This window comes from uncultured Murdochiella sp., from assembly GCF_902488755.1.
In the GTDB taxonomy this organism is placed as follows: domain Bacteria; phylum Bacillota; class Clostridia; order Tissierellales; family Peptoniphilaceae; genus Murdochiella.
In genome coordinates this window covers 14,928-29,281 of sequence record NZ_CABTXF010000013.1, presented here as the reverse complement: position 1 = coordinate 29,281, position 14,354 = coordinate 14,928, and the positions used below count along the sequence as shown (strand labels likewise).

The 14,354-nt window shown below is 51.1% G+C and carries 14 protein-coding genes and 1 tRNA gene; 1 reads left to right on the top strand and 14 read right to left on the bottom strand.

Features of this window, described 5'->3' with window-relative positions:
* Positions 1 to 222: 222 nt before the first annotated feature.
* From RDL68_RS02585 to alr, 6 genes are all read right to left on the bottom strand, one after another.
* Complete coding sequence (locus RDL68_RS02585) at positions 223 to 453, bottom strand: hypothetical protein (RefSeq protein WP_308540114.1); 231 nt, start codon at positions 451 to 453, stop codon at positions 223 to 225.
* 302 nt (positions 454 to 755) lie between these two features.
* Positions 756 to 829 (bottom strand) — tRNA-Val (locus RDL68_RS02580).
* 87 nt (positions 830 to 916) lie between these two features.
* A complete protein-coding gene (locus tag RDL68_RS02575; RefSeq protein ID WP_308540113.1) occupies positions 917 to 2,191 on the bottom strand; it encodes an adenylosuccinate synthase in 1,275 nt (424 codons plus the stop codon).
* A 1-nt stretch (position 2,192) separates the two neighbouring features.
* A complete protein-coding gene (locus RDL68_RS02570) occupies positions 2,193 to 2,339 on the bottom strand; it encodes a hypothetical protein (protein ID WP_308540112.1) in 147 nt (48 codons plus the stop codon).
* An 18-nt stretch (positions 2,340 to 2,357) separates the two neighbouring features.
* Entirely contained in the window at positions 2,358 to 3,278 is a 921-nt protein-coding gene (locus RDL68_RS02565) for an EamA family transporter (protein ID WP_308540111.1), read from the bottom strand.
* Positions 3,279 to 3,301: 23 nt separating this feature from the next.
* Entirely contained in the window at positions 3,302 to 4,594 is a 1,293-nt protein-coding gene (gene alr / locus RDL68_RS02560; protein ID WP_308540110.1) for an alanine racemase, read from the bottom strand.
* A gap of 89 nt (positions 4,595 to 4,683) precedes the next feature.
* Here alr and RDL68_RS02555 point away from each other — a divergent pair, with 89 nt between their 5' ends.
* On the top strand, positions 4,684 to 5,442 hold the full coding sequence (locus tag RDL68_RS02555) for a gamma-glutamyl-gamma-aminobutyrate hydrolase family protein (RefSeq protein WP_308540109.1): 759 nt from the start codon (positions 4,684 to 4,686) through the stop codon (positions 5,440 to 5,442).
* Between the two features lie 4 nt (positions 5,443 to 5,446).
* On the opposite strand, the gene recR is transcribed toward RDL68_RS02555, so the two are convergent.
* From recR to RDL68_RS02515, 8 genes are all read right to left on the bottom strand, one after another.
* Positions 5,447 to 6,067 carry a recombination mediator RecR gene (recR, locus tag RDL68_RS02550; RefSeq protein ID WP_308540108.1) on the bottom strand — a complete coding sequence of 207 codons (621 nt, stop codon included), beginning with the start codon at positions 6,065 to 6,067 and terminating at the stop codon, positions 5,447 to 5,449.
* Positions 6,068 to 6,081: 14 nt separating this feature from the next.
* Positions 6,082 to 6,417: a YbaB/EbfC family nucleoid-associated protein gene (locus tag RDL68_RS02545; RefSeq protein ID WP_308540107.1), complete on the bottom strand. Its 336-nt coding sequence runs from the start codon at positions 6,415 to 6,417 to the stop codon at positions 6,082 to 6,084.
* A 9-nt stretch (positions 6,418 to 6,426) separates the two neighbouring features.
* A complete protein-coding gene (dnaX, locus tag RDL68_RS02540; protein ID WP_308540106.1) occupies positions 6,427 to 8,205 on the bottom strand; it encodes a DNA polymerase III subunit gamma/tau in 1,779 nt (592 codons plus the stop codon).
* A gap of 114 nt (positions 8,206 to 8,319) precedes the next feature.
* On the bottom strand, positions 8,320 to 8,706 hold the full coding sequence (locus RDL68_RS02535; RefSeq protein WP_308540105.1) for a hypothetical protein: 387 nt from the start codon (positions 8,704 to 8,706) through the stop codon (positions 8,320 to 8,322).
* Between the two features lie 293 nt (positions 8,707 to 8,999).
* On the bottom strand, positions 9,000 to 9,866 hold the full coding sequence (locus RDL68_RS02530; RefSeq protein WP_308540104.1) for a radical SAM protein: 867 nt from the start codon (positions 9,864 to 9,866) through the stop codon (positions 9,000 to 9,002).
* Positions 9,867 to 10,038: 172 nt separating this feature from the next.
* The gene (locus tag RDL68_RS02525; RefSeq protein WP_308540103.1) at positions 10,039 to 11,250 is read right to left on the bottom strand and encodes an MFS transporter; all 1,212 of its coding nucleotides are present in this window, start codon (positions 11,248 to 11,250) and stop codon (positions 10,039 to 10,041) included.
* A 38-nt stretch (positions 11,251 to 11,288) separates the two neighbouring features.
* A complete protein-coding gene (locus RDL68_RS02520; protein ID WP_308540102.1) occupies positions 11,289 to 12,242 on the bottom strand; it encodes an L-lactate dehydrogenase in 954 nt (317 codons plus the stop codon).
* A gap of 35 nt (positions 12,243 to 12,277) precedes the next feature.
* On the bottom strand, positions 12,278 to 14,290 hold the full coding sequence (locus RDL68_RS02515; protein WP_308540101.1) for a heavy metal translocating P-type ATPase: 2,013 nt from the start codon (positions 14,288 to 14,290) through the stop codon (positions 12,278 to 12,280).
* Between the last annotated feature and the right edge of the window lie 64 nt (positions 14,291 to 14,354).

Below are 14,354 nucleotides of genomic sequence, written 5' to 3'. Positions count from 1 at the left end.
TTTTGTTGAAAGTGTCACATATGTCTTACTACATTACAGGACAGGAATGTCTTTGCCTAAATACCGTGCCTTGATACCGCAAAAAGAAAAAGCGACGGATGACTCCGTCGCTCGTCCGATTATTCCATAATTTCGCGTGGCGATAAACATCTGCGAAGAGATTTATCTCTAACAAGATACTATCCACACACGAACAATAAGGAAATTCTGTAAATAAGGAGATTACTTGCCGAGACCGCCTAAGAAATCTTTCGCGCTCTCTACGCCTTTTTTCGTCTTATCTTTCAGCTCGTCGCCGGTCTTTTCTGCTTTCTTTTCCGCTTCTTTTCCAGCTTTGCTGACACGATCGCCCATTTCGACGACCTTTTTCTCGACATCTTTCTTCAATTCACCGGCACGTTCTGCCGCTTCATTCATTTTTTCTTTTGCTTCCTGCATGAAATCTTTAGCCATGTCTTCTCTCTTTCCGTTTCACTTCAACATAGTGCTTTCCTTACATAGAACGTTACGTACGTCCTATTCGCGTTTCGGAAATGGACGGCAAGCAGCAAAATGCCGACATCTGCTCTCCCCTAATCCGAAAGAACAGTCTCCTCCTTCGAAGGAACGAACTTCCGTTCAAAGCAACGAACTCTCGTCCGAAAAAGGATCCCTCTCCGACCGCTAAAAAATATATACCCAAGAATACCGTTTTGTACCATCTGCAAAAAATGCCCGTTCCATAGCTGTAAAGCAACAGAACGGGCATATCTTTTTGGACCATGTTGGACTCGAACCGACGACCTCCACGATGTGAACGTGGCGCTCTAACCAACTGAGCTAATGATCCGTAGAATGCGAACATTATACCATGGGCAGTAGATGCGCGCAAGATAGAAGAAACAGCCCCGTCAAAAACGACGGGGCTGTAAAAGGCTTAGCGCAAAATAATCGCATCGCGTTCGGGACCAACCGAAACATAGCGGATCGGGCAATCGAGGGTTTTTTCAAGATAGAGGACGTAGTCTTTGGCCTCCTGGGGCAAAGATGCCCACGTACGACAGGAGGAAATGTCCTGTTTCCAGCCAGGAAGCGTGATTTCAACAGGTTTTGCCTCGTCCAGACAAGCCGGAAACGGAAACGCATCTGTCTCCTCGCCGTCTACGTCATAGCGAACAACAACGGGAATCTCTGAAAGATAACTAAGAACGTCCAGCTTTGTTAATGCCAACGCCGTTGCGCCCTGTGCTTGGACACCGTAGCGCGTAGCAACGAGGTCAATCGGACCGACACGACGCGGACGACCAGTCTTCGCGCCGTACTCTCCGCCCGCCTTGCGCAACGTTTCTGCCTGTTCTCCAAACCATTCGCAGGTAAATGGACCTTCCCCGACGCAGCTGGAATACGCCTTCACCACACCGATGACATTATCCAATTTTACGGCAGGATAGCCGGAACCAACCGGCGCATACGCAGCGAGGGCATTAGACGAAGTCGTATAAGGATGAATCCCCAAATCAAGATCACGAAGAGCACCCAGCTGTGCCTCAAAGAGAATGCGCTTGCCGCAGCGATCTGCTTCACGAAGAACCTTCGCCGTATTCCCGATATAGGGCTTTAAGGGAGAACCATACTGATCCAGCCAGGCAAGAACTTCTTCCGTAGAAGTCGGCTTCGCACCGTAGACTTTTGTCAGCGTGAGATTTTTCCATTCCACTAACTGCTCTACGTGGGCGCGAAGATGAGACGGATGCAGCAATTCGCCGGCAAGAATGGTCTTTTTGGCGGCTTTGTCCGCATAAAACGGCGCAATGCCCTGTTTCGTGGAGCCGAATTTTTGGTCCGCAAGACGCGCTTCTTCCAGCGCATCGAGGTCGCGGTGCCAAGGCAATACCAAGGAAGCGCGCTCCGAAATGAAGAAATGGGAAGGATGGAGCGCGACACCTTTTTTCTCTACTTCCTGCATCTCCTTCCAGAGATTTTCGCAATCCACAGCAACCCCGTTGCCGAGAATGTTGATGACTTCGGGACGAAAAATACCGGAAGGCAACAGATGCAGCGCAAACGTACCACGTTCATTTACTACCGTATGACCGGCGTTTCCGCCGCCCTGATAGCGAACTACAACATCATACTCTTCCGTAAGAAGGTCGACCATACGACCCTTGCCTTCGTCTCCCCAGTTGATGCCGACAATGGCGCTGTGTGCCATATTACTTCCTCCATTCATTTGACGCGCGTACTGTTCCGTTTCCGGATGGTTGTATCGAAATGACTTCCGGTTGTACAATCGAAATCGCTTCCGGCTGCGCAAACGAGATTGCGTCCGACTGCGTAATCGAATTTGTTTCTCGCTGCAAAACAGGAATTGCTTCCTTCTACGTAAGCGGCAGCTCAGCTGCCGATTCGATGAGATCGGCTTTTCCCTGTCCTTTCCTTCCTCCTACTTCACTATACATCATTGAGGCAATCACGATGACACATCCGACGGCGGTCACCGGAGACAAGGGTTCGCCCAGTAAGACGGCGGACACAAAAACCGCAGAAACCGGATCGATATAGCTCAATAGGGAAATCGTCGGAGCAGGGAGATGCTGAATGGCATTAAACCACATAGCATAGGCAAGTCCGGTATGCACAATGCCTAAAATCAAGGTGTTGACGACCGAACGGACATCGATCTGCAAAAGCGTCAGGTCTTCAGTGAACCAAACAAAGGGAATGAGCACCACGGTTGCCACACCAAATTCCACAAGAGCAAGGCTCGCTCCATCTACTTCGTTTATGCTTTTTCCAATGCCCATGACCGCCGCATAACATAGTGCTCCAAGCAATGCCAAGGCGATGCCGAGAGCTCCCTTCAACTCGCCGTTAATCACCCCGGAAACAAAGAGCATTCCAAAAATGGCACCGCCCATTGCCAGTCCTTTGCGCAGGGTTATTTTGTCCCCAAAGAAAAAAGGAGACACGAGCATAAAAATTAACGAAGACATGCAATAGCACATCGTGGCAATGGCAACGGTTGTATAGCGGTATGCCTCAAAGAGCAGAATCCAGTCTGTTGCCGTAATCACGCCGGCAAGAATGACCCGTTTTTTATGTTTGAGGAGCGTCTCCGGCGAAAAGGACAACACCCCGAAGGCAAATAGCGCCGCAAGGAACAAAAAGCCGATGGCGGCACGAAAAAGGACTACCACGCCGGAAGGAAAGAGAATCCCGTGTCGAACCAGCCCCAATGTACTGAACATGAGCATGGTGACAATCAGTTTTCGTTTTGGCGTTAAAAACTTCGCTTCCATTTTTCCTTCCTTTCTGTAGATTTCTATTTTACTTCAACGCGGAAAACACGCGGAGCGATCGAGGTTAATACTTCATACGAAATGGTCATTGCGCGAGGAGAGAGACTATCGGCAGAAATGCCCCAGACATTTTCGCGTCCCGCAGAAAATGCTTCTCCGGCAGGAATCGCTTTGTCGGATGTTTCTCTCGACAGCGTAACATCATCTTCTTGTAAGGAATCCCTTGCGCCGAAGAGCGCAGCGAAAGATTGCTCACTTGCCTGACGAATCTGACGAGAATCGGTGTGTTCCCAATCGGCAGCGCCCATTACAAGGACGCGATCCCCCACCGCTACGGGCGGCGCATCGGTCACATCAAGCATCAACTGATCCATACAAATGCGCCCGATAACCGGACAGGCAACGCCTTTGACGAGCATCATAGAACGTCCCGAAAGAATACGCGGATACCCATCGGCATAACCAACCTGCACGGTGGCTACTTTGGTCTTGCGTTTGCTGAACCACGTTCGTCCATACCCGACACTCTCGTTTTCCTCCATCCATTTTACGCGCGAAATCGGCGCTGTCCAACGATAAGGAACTTTAAGGTTAACGCAACATGCGGTTTCGCTCTCCGTTGACGGATAGTGTCCATAGAGGCAAATGCCCAATCGAGCCGCATCGAAAAGATCTTCGTCCGGTAAGAAGAGTAAACCGGCATCGTTGGCGATATGACGAAAAGGAATGGAAATTCCGGTTTCTTCTAAACGCTCTGCCATCCGTCGAAAACGAGAAAGCTGTTCTTGGGCAAACGGATGCGGAAACGGTGCTTCGTCCGCTGTGGCAAAGTGCGAAAAGAGTCCCTCCATGCGCAGATGCGGAAGCTTGGCTACGGCACAAATGTCCGCAAAGGCTTCATCGCTTTCCGTCAGAAAACCGATGCGGCGATGTCCCGTATCTAACGCAATGTGGATGGGCGCACATACGCCAAGCTGCTTTGCTTGGCGATTCCAGTCTTCGGCATCCTCTTTAGTCGAGATGGCGGGACGCACACCCAGACGAATGAGTTTGCGGCGGTCTTCCGGATCGGTATACCCGAAAAGCAGAATCGGTTTGTCAGGAAGGGCTTCTCGCAGAGCGAATGCTTCGGAAACGGTGGCGACGCAAAAGCCGGCAACCTCGTCGCGAAGCGCCTGTGCCACACGCACCGCACCCAGCCCGTAAGCATTCGCCTTGACGACGCCAAAAATCTGTTGCGGATGCCCTTTACGCATCGCCAGCAAATTTTCGCGAAGGATCGCTGTATTGATTTCCAGAATCGATTGTGCTTTCATCGTTTCTCCTTTTGCACGGCTTTACCGTGGAGGCTTGCAGGGGTTCATCGCATGGGGCTACAATGAGAAAAACAGAAAAGGAGCCTGTCATGAAGCCCATTATTGGTCTCAGTACAACCTACACCCATAACGATACACTTGGCGCCATGTTGCACATGGGCGTTCCCGAACAAAGCTATCACGTCTGCACGGATGATTTTGTGCGCGCGGTTTCCGATGCCGGCGCAACCCCGCTCATGCTTCCGACGGTTCGCACGGATGAGGAACGACAAGCGCTTCTTGACGTGCTGGACAGCATTATTTTTTGCGGAGGCGCAGATCTTTATACACCACTCTATGGAGAATGCACCGAAAAAATCTGCGGTCCCGTTGTTCCGGAGCAAGATCTGCATGAAGCAGCACTGGCACGACTGGCGCAAAAGCGCAATCTTCCTATGCTTGGCGTTTGCCGCGGGATGCAGCTATTAAACCTCGCCTTTGGCGGAACACTGTACCAAGACCTGCCGACGCAAAAACCTTCTTCACTATATCACAGCAACGAGAACGTGCCACGCGAATATGGCGTGCATCCTTTGGAAATCCGTCCCGATTCTCTCTTGGCAAATCTGCTCGGTGAGAGCGTTTGGGTCAATTCCTTTCATCATCAGGCGGTGAAGGACATAGCTCCGCTGTTTGAAGTCAGCGCACAAACAAAAGACGGCGTGATTGAGGCGCTGGAGTGTCCCAGTATGCCTGCGTTTCTCGCCGTCCAGTGGCATCCAGAAATGATGGCGTCCCAAAATGATGCCCAGCGCGCCATCTTTTCCTGGTTGGTGTCTTGCGCGAAAGACTATTCCGTCCGGAAGTAAGACGTTATTCCTCGTTCATTGCGCGACGATCCTGCATAGCGCGGGCAAGTGTTAATTCGTCGTAGTACTCCAGGGTTCCTCCGACCGGAATCCCGCTGGCAATACGACTGACCCGTACAGGATAGGCTTCCATTTGATTCGCCAAAAAGAGCATGGTCGTCTCGCCCTCCACGGTGGGCGAAAGGGCTAAAATCACCTCGGTTACCGGCTCATTGCCCTTCAAAGACGCCGTAATACGCTGTAGCAAGCGATGAACGCCGATATCTTCGGGTCCACGATGATCCATGGGAGACAACAATCCGTCAAGAACATGATACGTACCGAAATAGGTGGCTCCACGCTCAATGGCAAGCAGATTCGTCACGTCTTCCACGACGGTAATGACGGAGTGATCGCGTTTTGCCGATGCGCAGATGGGGCAGACGGCTTCTTCGGTAATATTTCCACAAATGCGGCAACGATGGACTTTCTCCGTCACGTCCAAAAGAGCGCGCGCAAAGGCGCGTGTTGCCGCCGGATCCTTCAGAGCATGTAAGGCAAGGCGCTGCGCGGTCTTCTTTCCAATCGTTGGCTGCTGTCGAAATCGTTCAATCAGCACTTCGACAGATGCCGGAAACTCGTTCATTCCCCTCCTCCTTATTAGAGACCCGGAATGTTTATTCCACCCGTAAGGCGTCCCATCTCCGACTCATTAAGAGCGGATGCCTGATGAATCGCATCATTCACCGCCACCATAACCAAATCCGCCAACATTTCCGTATCTTCCGGATCCACCACTTCCGGATCCAAAACAAGCTCCAAAAGCTCATGTTTTCCGTTCATTTTGACTTTTACCACACCACCACCGGCACTGGTCTCGATTTCGGTTGCGTCAATCTTCTGCTGCGTCTCTTCCATCTGTCGCTGCAAACGCTGCATTTTCTTCATCATATTGTTCATATTGTTGCCGCTGCGCGGGCCTTTGAACCCTTTCATACTTCCTCCTTATTCCTTCCGTTTGAGTATTTCTTTGGGAATGGTGCGTTGTAATTCCTGCCATGTCCAGTCGTCCTCTTCGGTCACGGACGGACTGTCCGACGAAGATACGGCTGCTTTTCCCATACCATTTGACGTGGATGCTGCTATTCCACTGCCAGACAATGGGCGTGGTATCTCGGCATCTCCGCCAAAATGCAGGCGGATCGTTTCTCCTGCAAAACGGGAGAACGCCGCAGACAATTCTTCCTCTTTCCCTTTGAGGATGGCGATTTTGGCTTCATTTTCTGGTGCATAGAAAACGGAGACCTCGCCCTGATTTACGTCTATTTTAGCAAAACGCCCCAAAAAATACGCGGGCACTATTTTTTCTTTTTCCACCACGCTGCGCCAAGCGCGTTCATGGCGGCGATACCACGCTTCCGGATTTGCCAAAAACGAATCGACCGGATCGGTTTGATGCGCCGCCGCTTTGGGCTGTTGGGAAGTGTTTGGCGACGGTGCGGTTGATGGCTGTGGCACAGCGGTTTGTGGAGGCGCAACAGGTGGCGCGAAGTTCTTCTGTGGCACATTTTGTACGCCTGCCACCGCTGAAGAAGTATAGCGATCAAGCGCATCCCGAATTGTATTTTCAGGGGATTGCCAGCGTTCCACAACCGCAAGTTTTTCTTCCAAAGCAGCAATGCGACTCTCCAGCACTCGCGGAGAGGCATAGTTAATCAACCGTGCGACGGCAGCAAGAAACAGCGTTTCGGCATGATCCGATTTTTGCAACAGCACTTCGGTGTCTACCAAGTGATCGATGGAGTCAAGTAATCGTGTCATGGAAACATCTGCGGTAATCTTCTCCAACTCGCATCGTTCTGTATCCGAAAGAGAAGGCTTCCACTCCTTTCCGGCGCCTTTTATCAGAAGCAGTTGCTGAAAATAGGCAATCCACTCTCGAAGAAGTACTGCTGCCTCTTTTCCTTCCTGCAGAAGGGACTCTGCTTTAGTCATTGCCGCTGTCATGTGATCATGAAGCACATCATGCGTTAGCTCCGCCAGCGACAATTTGCCGGCAGTGCCAAGCACACGCTCAACCAGCTCTTCTGTGATAGAAGGCTCTCCCATCGCCATAACCTGATCCAATAGGGACAGCGCATCGCGCAATGCGCCATCCGCTGCACGCGAAAGAGTAGCCAGTGCCTCCGGTGTAATCGTCACGCCCTGCTTTTCTGCAATAAAAGCAAGGCGCTTAGAAATCACTTCGAGGTCAATACGCTTAAATTCGTAGCGTTGGACACGCGATAGAATCGTGGGCGGGATTTTTTCCGGCTCGGTTGTAGCAAGGATAAAAATCAAATGTGCCGGCGGTTCTTCCATCATCTTTAGCAGCGCATTGAAGCCTTCCTTGGTAATCATGTGCGCTTCGTCGATGATATAGACTTTGTATCGCACCTGCGCCGGTGGATAAATGACGGTTTCTCGAAGCTCGCGAATGTCGTCAATTCCTCGGTTTGAAGCGGCATCCATTTCCACGACATCCATGGTCGTTTCTTCCAAAATGGCACGACAATGCGCACACATGTTACAAGGGTTGCCTTCCTTGGAGCCTAAACAGTTCACCGCGCGCGCGAAAATTTTGGCGCAAGACGTTTTTCCCGTGCCGCGCGTGCCGGAAAAGAGGTAAGCATGACCAACATGCCCGGTCATGATTTGATTTTTCAATGCGGTAACGATGGCATCCTGTCCGACCACTTCATCAAATGTCTGTGGACGGTAGGCGCGATAAAGAGCTTTTTGCATGGCTGCCTCCTGCCCTTCATTTTAGCATAGCATTCGATGCGAAGAGAACGAACGCCGCATAAAGGTTTTGCGCAATTTTTGGTGTGTTGTGTATTGAATAAATGGAGTAGGGAGTCATGACGTTATTTGATTGTATGTGACGGTCGCACCCCTGGCAAACACCGTTTTTTTGGCGTTTGCCAGGGGTAATTGCAGGTCGTGCGACCCTGGCAAATTCCCTTTTTTGCTATTTGCCAGGGGTTGTTGAGGGTGATGCGACCCTGGCAAATGAAGTTTTTCGTCATTTGCCAGGGGTAATTTGGCAGTAATCGACCCTGGCAAATTTAATTTTTTGCCTTTTGCCAGGGTCGATTGCGGGTCGTAAGACCCTGGCAAATTCTGCTTTTTGCTGTTTGCCAGGGGTGGTTTGGGGGCGTGTGACCCTGGCAAATTCGTTTTTTTTGCCATTTGCCAGGGATACTTGTCGGGTGCGCACCCCTGGCAAACTCGGTTTTTTGCCATTTGCCAGGGGTATTTCTCGGGTGCGCGACCCTGGCAAACTCGGTTTTTCACCATTTGCCAGGGTCAAATAGCAGAGTTTAACCAAAAAGTTAGAATTTCAACATGGTATAAATAAAAAAAACACCCCCACCTTACACTATCCGCGTGTAGCTAAGGGGGCTTTTTCCTTGTTCCCGTCTTACATCGCGCCGCCATCAGCATTCCCCGCGGCGCTCCGCCTTGACCGCATCGCCTTCGGCATTCCCCGCGGCGCTCCGTTTCATTGCCATTCTTCGCAATATAGCAACCATCCATCAGATGTCACGCCAAGCGCGGGGACGGTAGGCTTGCCAGCGACGGGCTTCTTCGATTTGACGAAGCATATCCACACGATCCCGATTAAAGGTTCCTCGTACAGGGACGGGATTCGAGGCGTGATTGGAACGAAAAACGGTTCCTTCGCTATCCACTTGCACAATGAAACGTTTCATTTCGTCCAAAATCTCTTCGTCGTTGAGAAGAGTGAAGCGACCTTCCCTAACATCGTCATAGAGAGGAGTGCCGGGACTCAGGTGCAAGCTCAAGAAGGAGACATATGCCGGTTTAGATAAGCTGATCGCTTTTGCGCTTTCCTTGATATGCAAATCACTATATTCCCTTTCGCCAAGACCGAAAATCAGCGTCACAGAAGAATCAATGCCATTACGCTTCGCCTTAAGCACCGCCTCAATATAATCCTTTTGCGTCTGCTTTTTATCGATGCGCTGCAATATCTCATCCGCACCGCTTTCCAGCCCCAAATAAAGAAGGGTCAATCCCCTGTCACGAAGCTGTTGCAATTCGTCATCGCTTTTCGCTAAAACGTCCCGAACGGTAGAATAGGCACTCACACGTTCAAGCAGCGGAAAATGGCGGTTGGCTGATTCCAAAATTTCCACAAGACGCGGCGTAGGCATCACTAAGGCATCGCCATCCGCAAGGAAAAGTCGACGAAGATCACGCCAATGCGTGGCGACCTCCGCGATGTCCGCTAAAATTTCTTCCTGGAGACGCATAAAAAACAAATCCTTCTTGTACATCGAACAAAAACGGCAGGAATTGTGTGCGCATCCTACCGTACATTGCAAAATAAACGAAGATGCCTCCGAGGGAGGCCGATAAACATCACCGATATACTGCATCGTTTCTCCTTTCCTAAACGGATGCGGACGGTCGTCGCCAAGGATTCATCGCACGGCAGTCCCCCCTTAACGCACGCCGATGCGCCGCAAAACCAACACGAGCGAGCTGTCAGCGCACAACGCTTGCCCGTAGCATGCGCCAGTGCATCACAAAACCAGCGTAGGCGAGCCGTCAGCGCACAACGCTTGCCCGTAGCACGCGCCGATGCATCACAAACATCAAAGCTAACAAAAGGAACACATAAAGTGGCAAGAGCGCAACAGATACGCGGCGAGCCAGTACGCCGAAAAGCGGTGGCAAAAAGCAAGAGCCGACGTAGGCACATACCATCTGCAAACCGATCATCGCCTGCGAACGATCTTTGCCAAAATGTGTCGGCGTGGAATGAATAATGCCAGGATAAATCGGCGCACAGCCTAACCCCATCAGCACCAATCCGATAAGGGCGAGCATCACGGGCAGCAAGGCCGCTTGATTTGTCCAAAGCATACTACAAAACAAGCTCATGCCCAGAAAAGCAAGGCCGATACCGATGGTTCGAAGACCACCGCGAATGAGAGCATCGTCATCAAAGCGCAACGAAAGAAAGCCGGAAACGGCTCTTCCGCCGGTAATGCCGAGATAAAACAAGCTGGCAAAACCGGCGGCGATATCCGGTTCAACGCCGATGGTGAGGGAAAGAAAACTGCTTGCCCAAAGGCCGACCGTCGCTTCCAGCGCACTGTAGCAAAAGAAACACAGCAGAATTGCTTTCGCACCGGGAAGGGAAAGAATGGAGGAAAGACCAGAAGGCGGCGAAGATGGTTCCTTCGGCTTTGCGGTAACGCGCTGCGCATCCTTCTTTTTCCACAACGGCAGCGTAATAAGCAGAATGGCGCTTAAAACGATCTGAATGGTGCCGACACTGCGATATCCATTTGCCCATCCCCATCCGTGGGTTAGACAAAATCCCATCAGATAGGGACCAAGCGAAGCACCGATGCCCCACATGCAATGCAGCCAATTCATGTGCCGGCTTTCGTAATGCAAAGCAACATAGTTATTTAAGGCGGCATCTACGCTGCCGGCACCCAGTCCGTAAGGAATCGCCCAAAAACAAAGCTGCAGAAATGAGGACGAAAAGGAAAAGCCAAAGAGCGCAGCAGCGGTAAGGGACACGCTGAAAGCGGTAATACGTCCTGTTCCAAAATGGCGTTGCAGGCGGTCACTGCATAAACTCGACACAATCGTCCCTGCCGAAATAATCATAGCAATCGTACCGGCATAGGAAATCGGAACGCCAAGGGTCGGATAAAGACTCGGCCATGCAGCGCCAAGTAACGCATCCGGAAGCCCAAGACTGATAAAGGCAAAGTAAATAATAACCAAAAGAAGAGACAGCACGAAAGCCCCTTTCCGGTCAGAAGGTCATCGTCTGCGCACTATAGACCAGCAGACTGCGCGACATCCTTCAGCGCTTTAGCGGAGGCAAGCAGACTTTCCCGTTCCTCTTCATTCAAAACCAGCGGCACGTGCACGCTCACGCCTTCTTCTCCGACAATAACCGGCATACTGAGACAAATGCCCTCAATTCCATATTCGCCGTGCATCATCGTGGATACGGGCAGGATGGAACGTTCGTTCATAACAATCGCTTTGCAGATGCGCACGACGGACATGGCGATCCCATAATAAGTCGCATGTTTTTTCGCAATGATTTCGTAGGCACTGTTCCGCACTTCATCAGCAATGCGATCCATGGCTTCGTCATGGGCAAAATGACCGCGCATCTCGCAAAAATCATTCAGAGGAATACCGGAAACATTGGTACTGCTCCACGCTACCATCTCGCTATCGCCATGCTCTCCGATAATAAACGAATGCACGCTTCGGCTATCCACGTCAAGGTGCTCGCCCAGCGCCGTCTTAAGACGCGCCGTATCCAGCACCGTGCCGGATCCAATCACACGCTGTTCGGGAAGACCGCTGAGCTTTAACGCCGCCAAAGTAAGAATATCCACCGGATTAGAGACGACTAACAAAATGCCCTTATAGTTGCGTTTCTTAAACTCCGGAAGGATGCTTTGAAAAATACGAATATTTTTATTCACCAGGTCAAGGCGCGTCTCGCCCGGCTTCTGCGCAGTGCCGGCCGTCACCACGACAATGGCGGCATCCATGATGTCATCATAGTCGGCAGCATACACTTTCACCTGTCCAACGAAAGGAACACCGTGTGAAATATCGAGCGCTTCCCCTTCCGCTTTTTCCCGATTGACATCCACTAACGCAATCTCCGAAAACAGTCCGCTTTGCATCAACGCAAAAGCAGACGATGAGCCGACAAAGCCGCATCCGACGACGGCAACTTTACGGTTATCCACTTGATTTGTCATTCTTTTCTCCTTTTCTATCGGTAACAGACGTGTTTTTATCCCTCAATGCGCAAGCAGCGCATCGCATTCAAGACCGCCAAAATCATCACGCCCACGTCAGCAAAAATAGCGAGATACATGCCAGCAAGACCGAGCGCACCGAGCACGAGACATATACCTTTCACCGCCAGGGCAAATACAATGTTCTGCTTTACAATACCCAAACAACGTCTGGAAATACGCATGGCCTGCACAATTTTCATCGGATCGTCATCCATCAGGACGACATCCGCCGCTTCAATCGCTGCATCCGAACCCATTGCGCCCATCGCAATACCAATGTCGGCAAGTGCCAGCACCGGCGCATCGTTAATACCATCGCCAACGAAGGCAAGCTGTTCCCCCTTTTGCTTCGTCTGCAAAAGGCGTTCCACGTTTTCCACCTTTCCGTCCGGAAGAAGTTCACTGACGACTTCATCCACACCGAGATGCTGCGCGATTTCTTTTGCTACTTTCGCGCTGTCGCCCGTGAGCATCACCGTATGATGGACGCCCACCGTTTTAAGCGCCTGGATGGCTTTTTCCGAAGAAGGCTTCAGGCGGTCGGAAATAACAATATGTCCGGCGTATTCCCCGTCCAGCGCAATGTGGATAATCGTGCCCGTCATGTGGCAATTTTGATACGACACACCCAGATATTCCATCAACTTATCGTTTCCGGCAGCAACCTGTATGCCATCCACGCACGCCTGCACACCTTTTCCACTGATTTCCTGAATATTTGTTACACGGTCGGGGTCGATTTTCTTTCCGTATGCGCGCAGCAAACTCTTGCTGATGGGATGCGAGGAAGCACTCTCTGCAATCGCCGCCAATTCAATGAGGCGCTCTTCTTCGCAGATGGCGTGATGCAATGCGTTTACTTCAAAAACGCCTTGTGTGAGGGTTCCCGTCTTGTCCATGACGAGGATGCCGGTCTTGGAAAGCATTTCAAGATAATTGGATCCTTTGACCAGTATCCCGGCGCGGCTGGCACCGCCTATACCGGCAAAGAAGCTCAGCGGAATGCTGATGACCAAAGCGCATGGACAGCTGATGACGAGAAATGTCAGTGCACGATAAAGCCAAACCATCCACGCGGGAGGCAGTTGTAGAATGAAGAGGCGCACCAACGGCGGAAGAATGGCAAGCGCCAGAGCAGCCCCGCACACTGCCGGCGTATAGACGCGGGCAAATCGTGAGATGAACTCCTCGGATTGTGCCTTGCGAGAACTGGCATTCTCCACCAAATCGAGAATTTTCGATACAGTGGATTCTCCAAATTCCTTGGTTGTGCGGATAGTGAGCACTCCTGTCATGCTGATACAACCGCTAAGGACTTCCTCCCCTTCGTGTACATCTCTCGGCAAACTCTCGCCGGTAAGTGCAGCGGTGTTCAGACTGGATGTTCCGTCTACGACAATCCCGTCCAGAGGAATCTTTTCGCCGGGCTGTACAAGAATAGGACTACCTAAAGCAACTTCATCCGGATCGACTTTGACCCACTCCCCATTTTTCTCTATACGGGCATAGTCGGGACGAATATCCATCAAGGCGGTGATGCTGCGACGGCTTTTCCCGACGGCATAGCGTTGAAACCATTCGCCAATCTGATAAAACAGCATAACAGCAATGGCTTCCAGATAATCGCCGTCTTCGATAATCGCCAATGTCATAGCGCCAATGGTCGCTACTGCCATCAAAAAATTTTCATCAAATAACCGTTTGTTGCGCATTCCGAGCAGTGCTTTCTGCAAAATATCGTAGCCGATTATGCCGTAATCCACCATATAAAGGGCGAAACGCAAGATCCTCCCAGCTCCGCGAAACAGTACTTCGTCGAGCGTCGCAAACGCCTCGGCAGGAAGCAGTTCCAACACAAAAAGTAACACGGCGCTGGCGAGGATGCGCTTGAGCATGATGTGTTGTTTTTTCGGCATTTCCTCCGGCTGTTTGGCTGTTTTGATGAGTAAGCCCGTTGCCAACGAGATGACAATCAGAAGTAAAGCGCTGACGATGATTTTTCCCATAATGCTTCCTTTCTATGGTGGTGTAGTGCGCGTGGCGACTTTTTGACCCTGGCAAGTCGCGAAA

What these genes read in the sequence shown, in the direction of transcription:
- RDL68_RS02585 (WP_308540114.1), bottom strand. Translation starts at nt 453, where the DNA reads ATGGCTAAAGATTTCATGCAGGAAGCAAAAGAAAAAATGAATGAAGCG.
- RDL68_RS02575 (WP_308540113.1), bottom strand. Translation starts at nt 2,191, where the DNA reads ATGGCACACAGCGCCATTGTCGGCATCAACTGGGGAGACGAAGGCAAG.
- RDL68_RS02565 (WP_308540111.1), bottom strand. Translation starts at nt 3,278, where the DNA reads ATGGAAGCGAAGTTTTTAACGCCAAAACGAAAACTGATTGTCACCATG.
- alr (WP_308540110.1), bottom strand. Translation starts at nt 4,594, where the DNA reads ATGAAAGCACAATCGATTCTGGAAATCAATACAGCGATCCTTCGCGAA.
- RDL68_RS02555 (WP_308540109.1), top strand. Translation starts at nt 4,684, where the DNA reads ATGAAGCCCATTATTGGTCTCAGTACAACCTACACCCATAACGATACA.
- recR (WP_308540108.1), bottom strand. Translation starts at nt 6,067, where the DNA reads ATGAACGAGTTTCCGGCATCTGTCGAAGTGCTGATTGAACGATTTCGA.
- RDL68_RS02545 (WP_308540107.1), bottom strand. Translation starts at nt 6,417, where the DNA reads ATGAAAGGGTTCAAAGGCCCGCGCAGCGGCAACAATATGAACAATATG.
- dnaX (WP_308540106.1), bottom strand. Translation starts at nt 8,205, where the DNA reads ATGCAAAAAGCTCTTTATCGCGCCTACCGTCCACAGACATTTGATGAA.
- RDL68_RS02535 (WP_308540105.1), bottom strand. Translation starts at nt 8,706, where the DNA reads ATGGCAAAAAACCGAGTTTGCCAGGGGTGCGCACCCGACAAGTATCCC.
- RDL68_RS02530 (WP_308540104.1), bottom strand. Translation starts at nt 9,866, where the DNA reads ATGCAGTATATCGGTGATGTTTATCGGCCTCCCTCGGAGGCATCTTCG.
- RDL68_RS02520 (WP_308540102.1), bottom strand. Translation starts at nt 12,242, where the DNA reads ATGACAAATCAAGTGGATAACCGTAAAGTTGCCGTCGTCGGATGCGGC.
- RDL68_RS02515 (WP_308540101.1), bottom strand. Translation starts at nt 14,290, where the DNA reads ATGGGAAAAATCATCGTCAGCGCTTTACTTCTGATTGTCATCTCGTTG.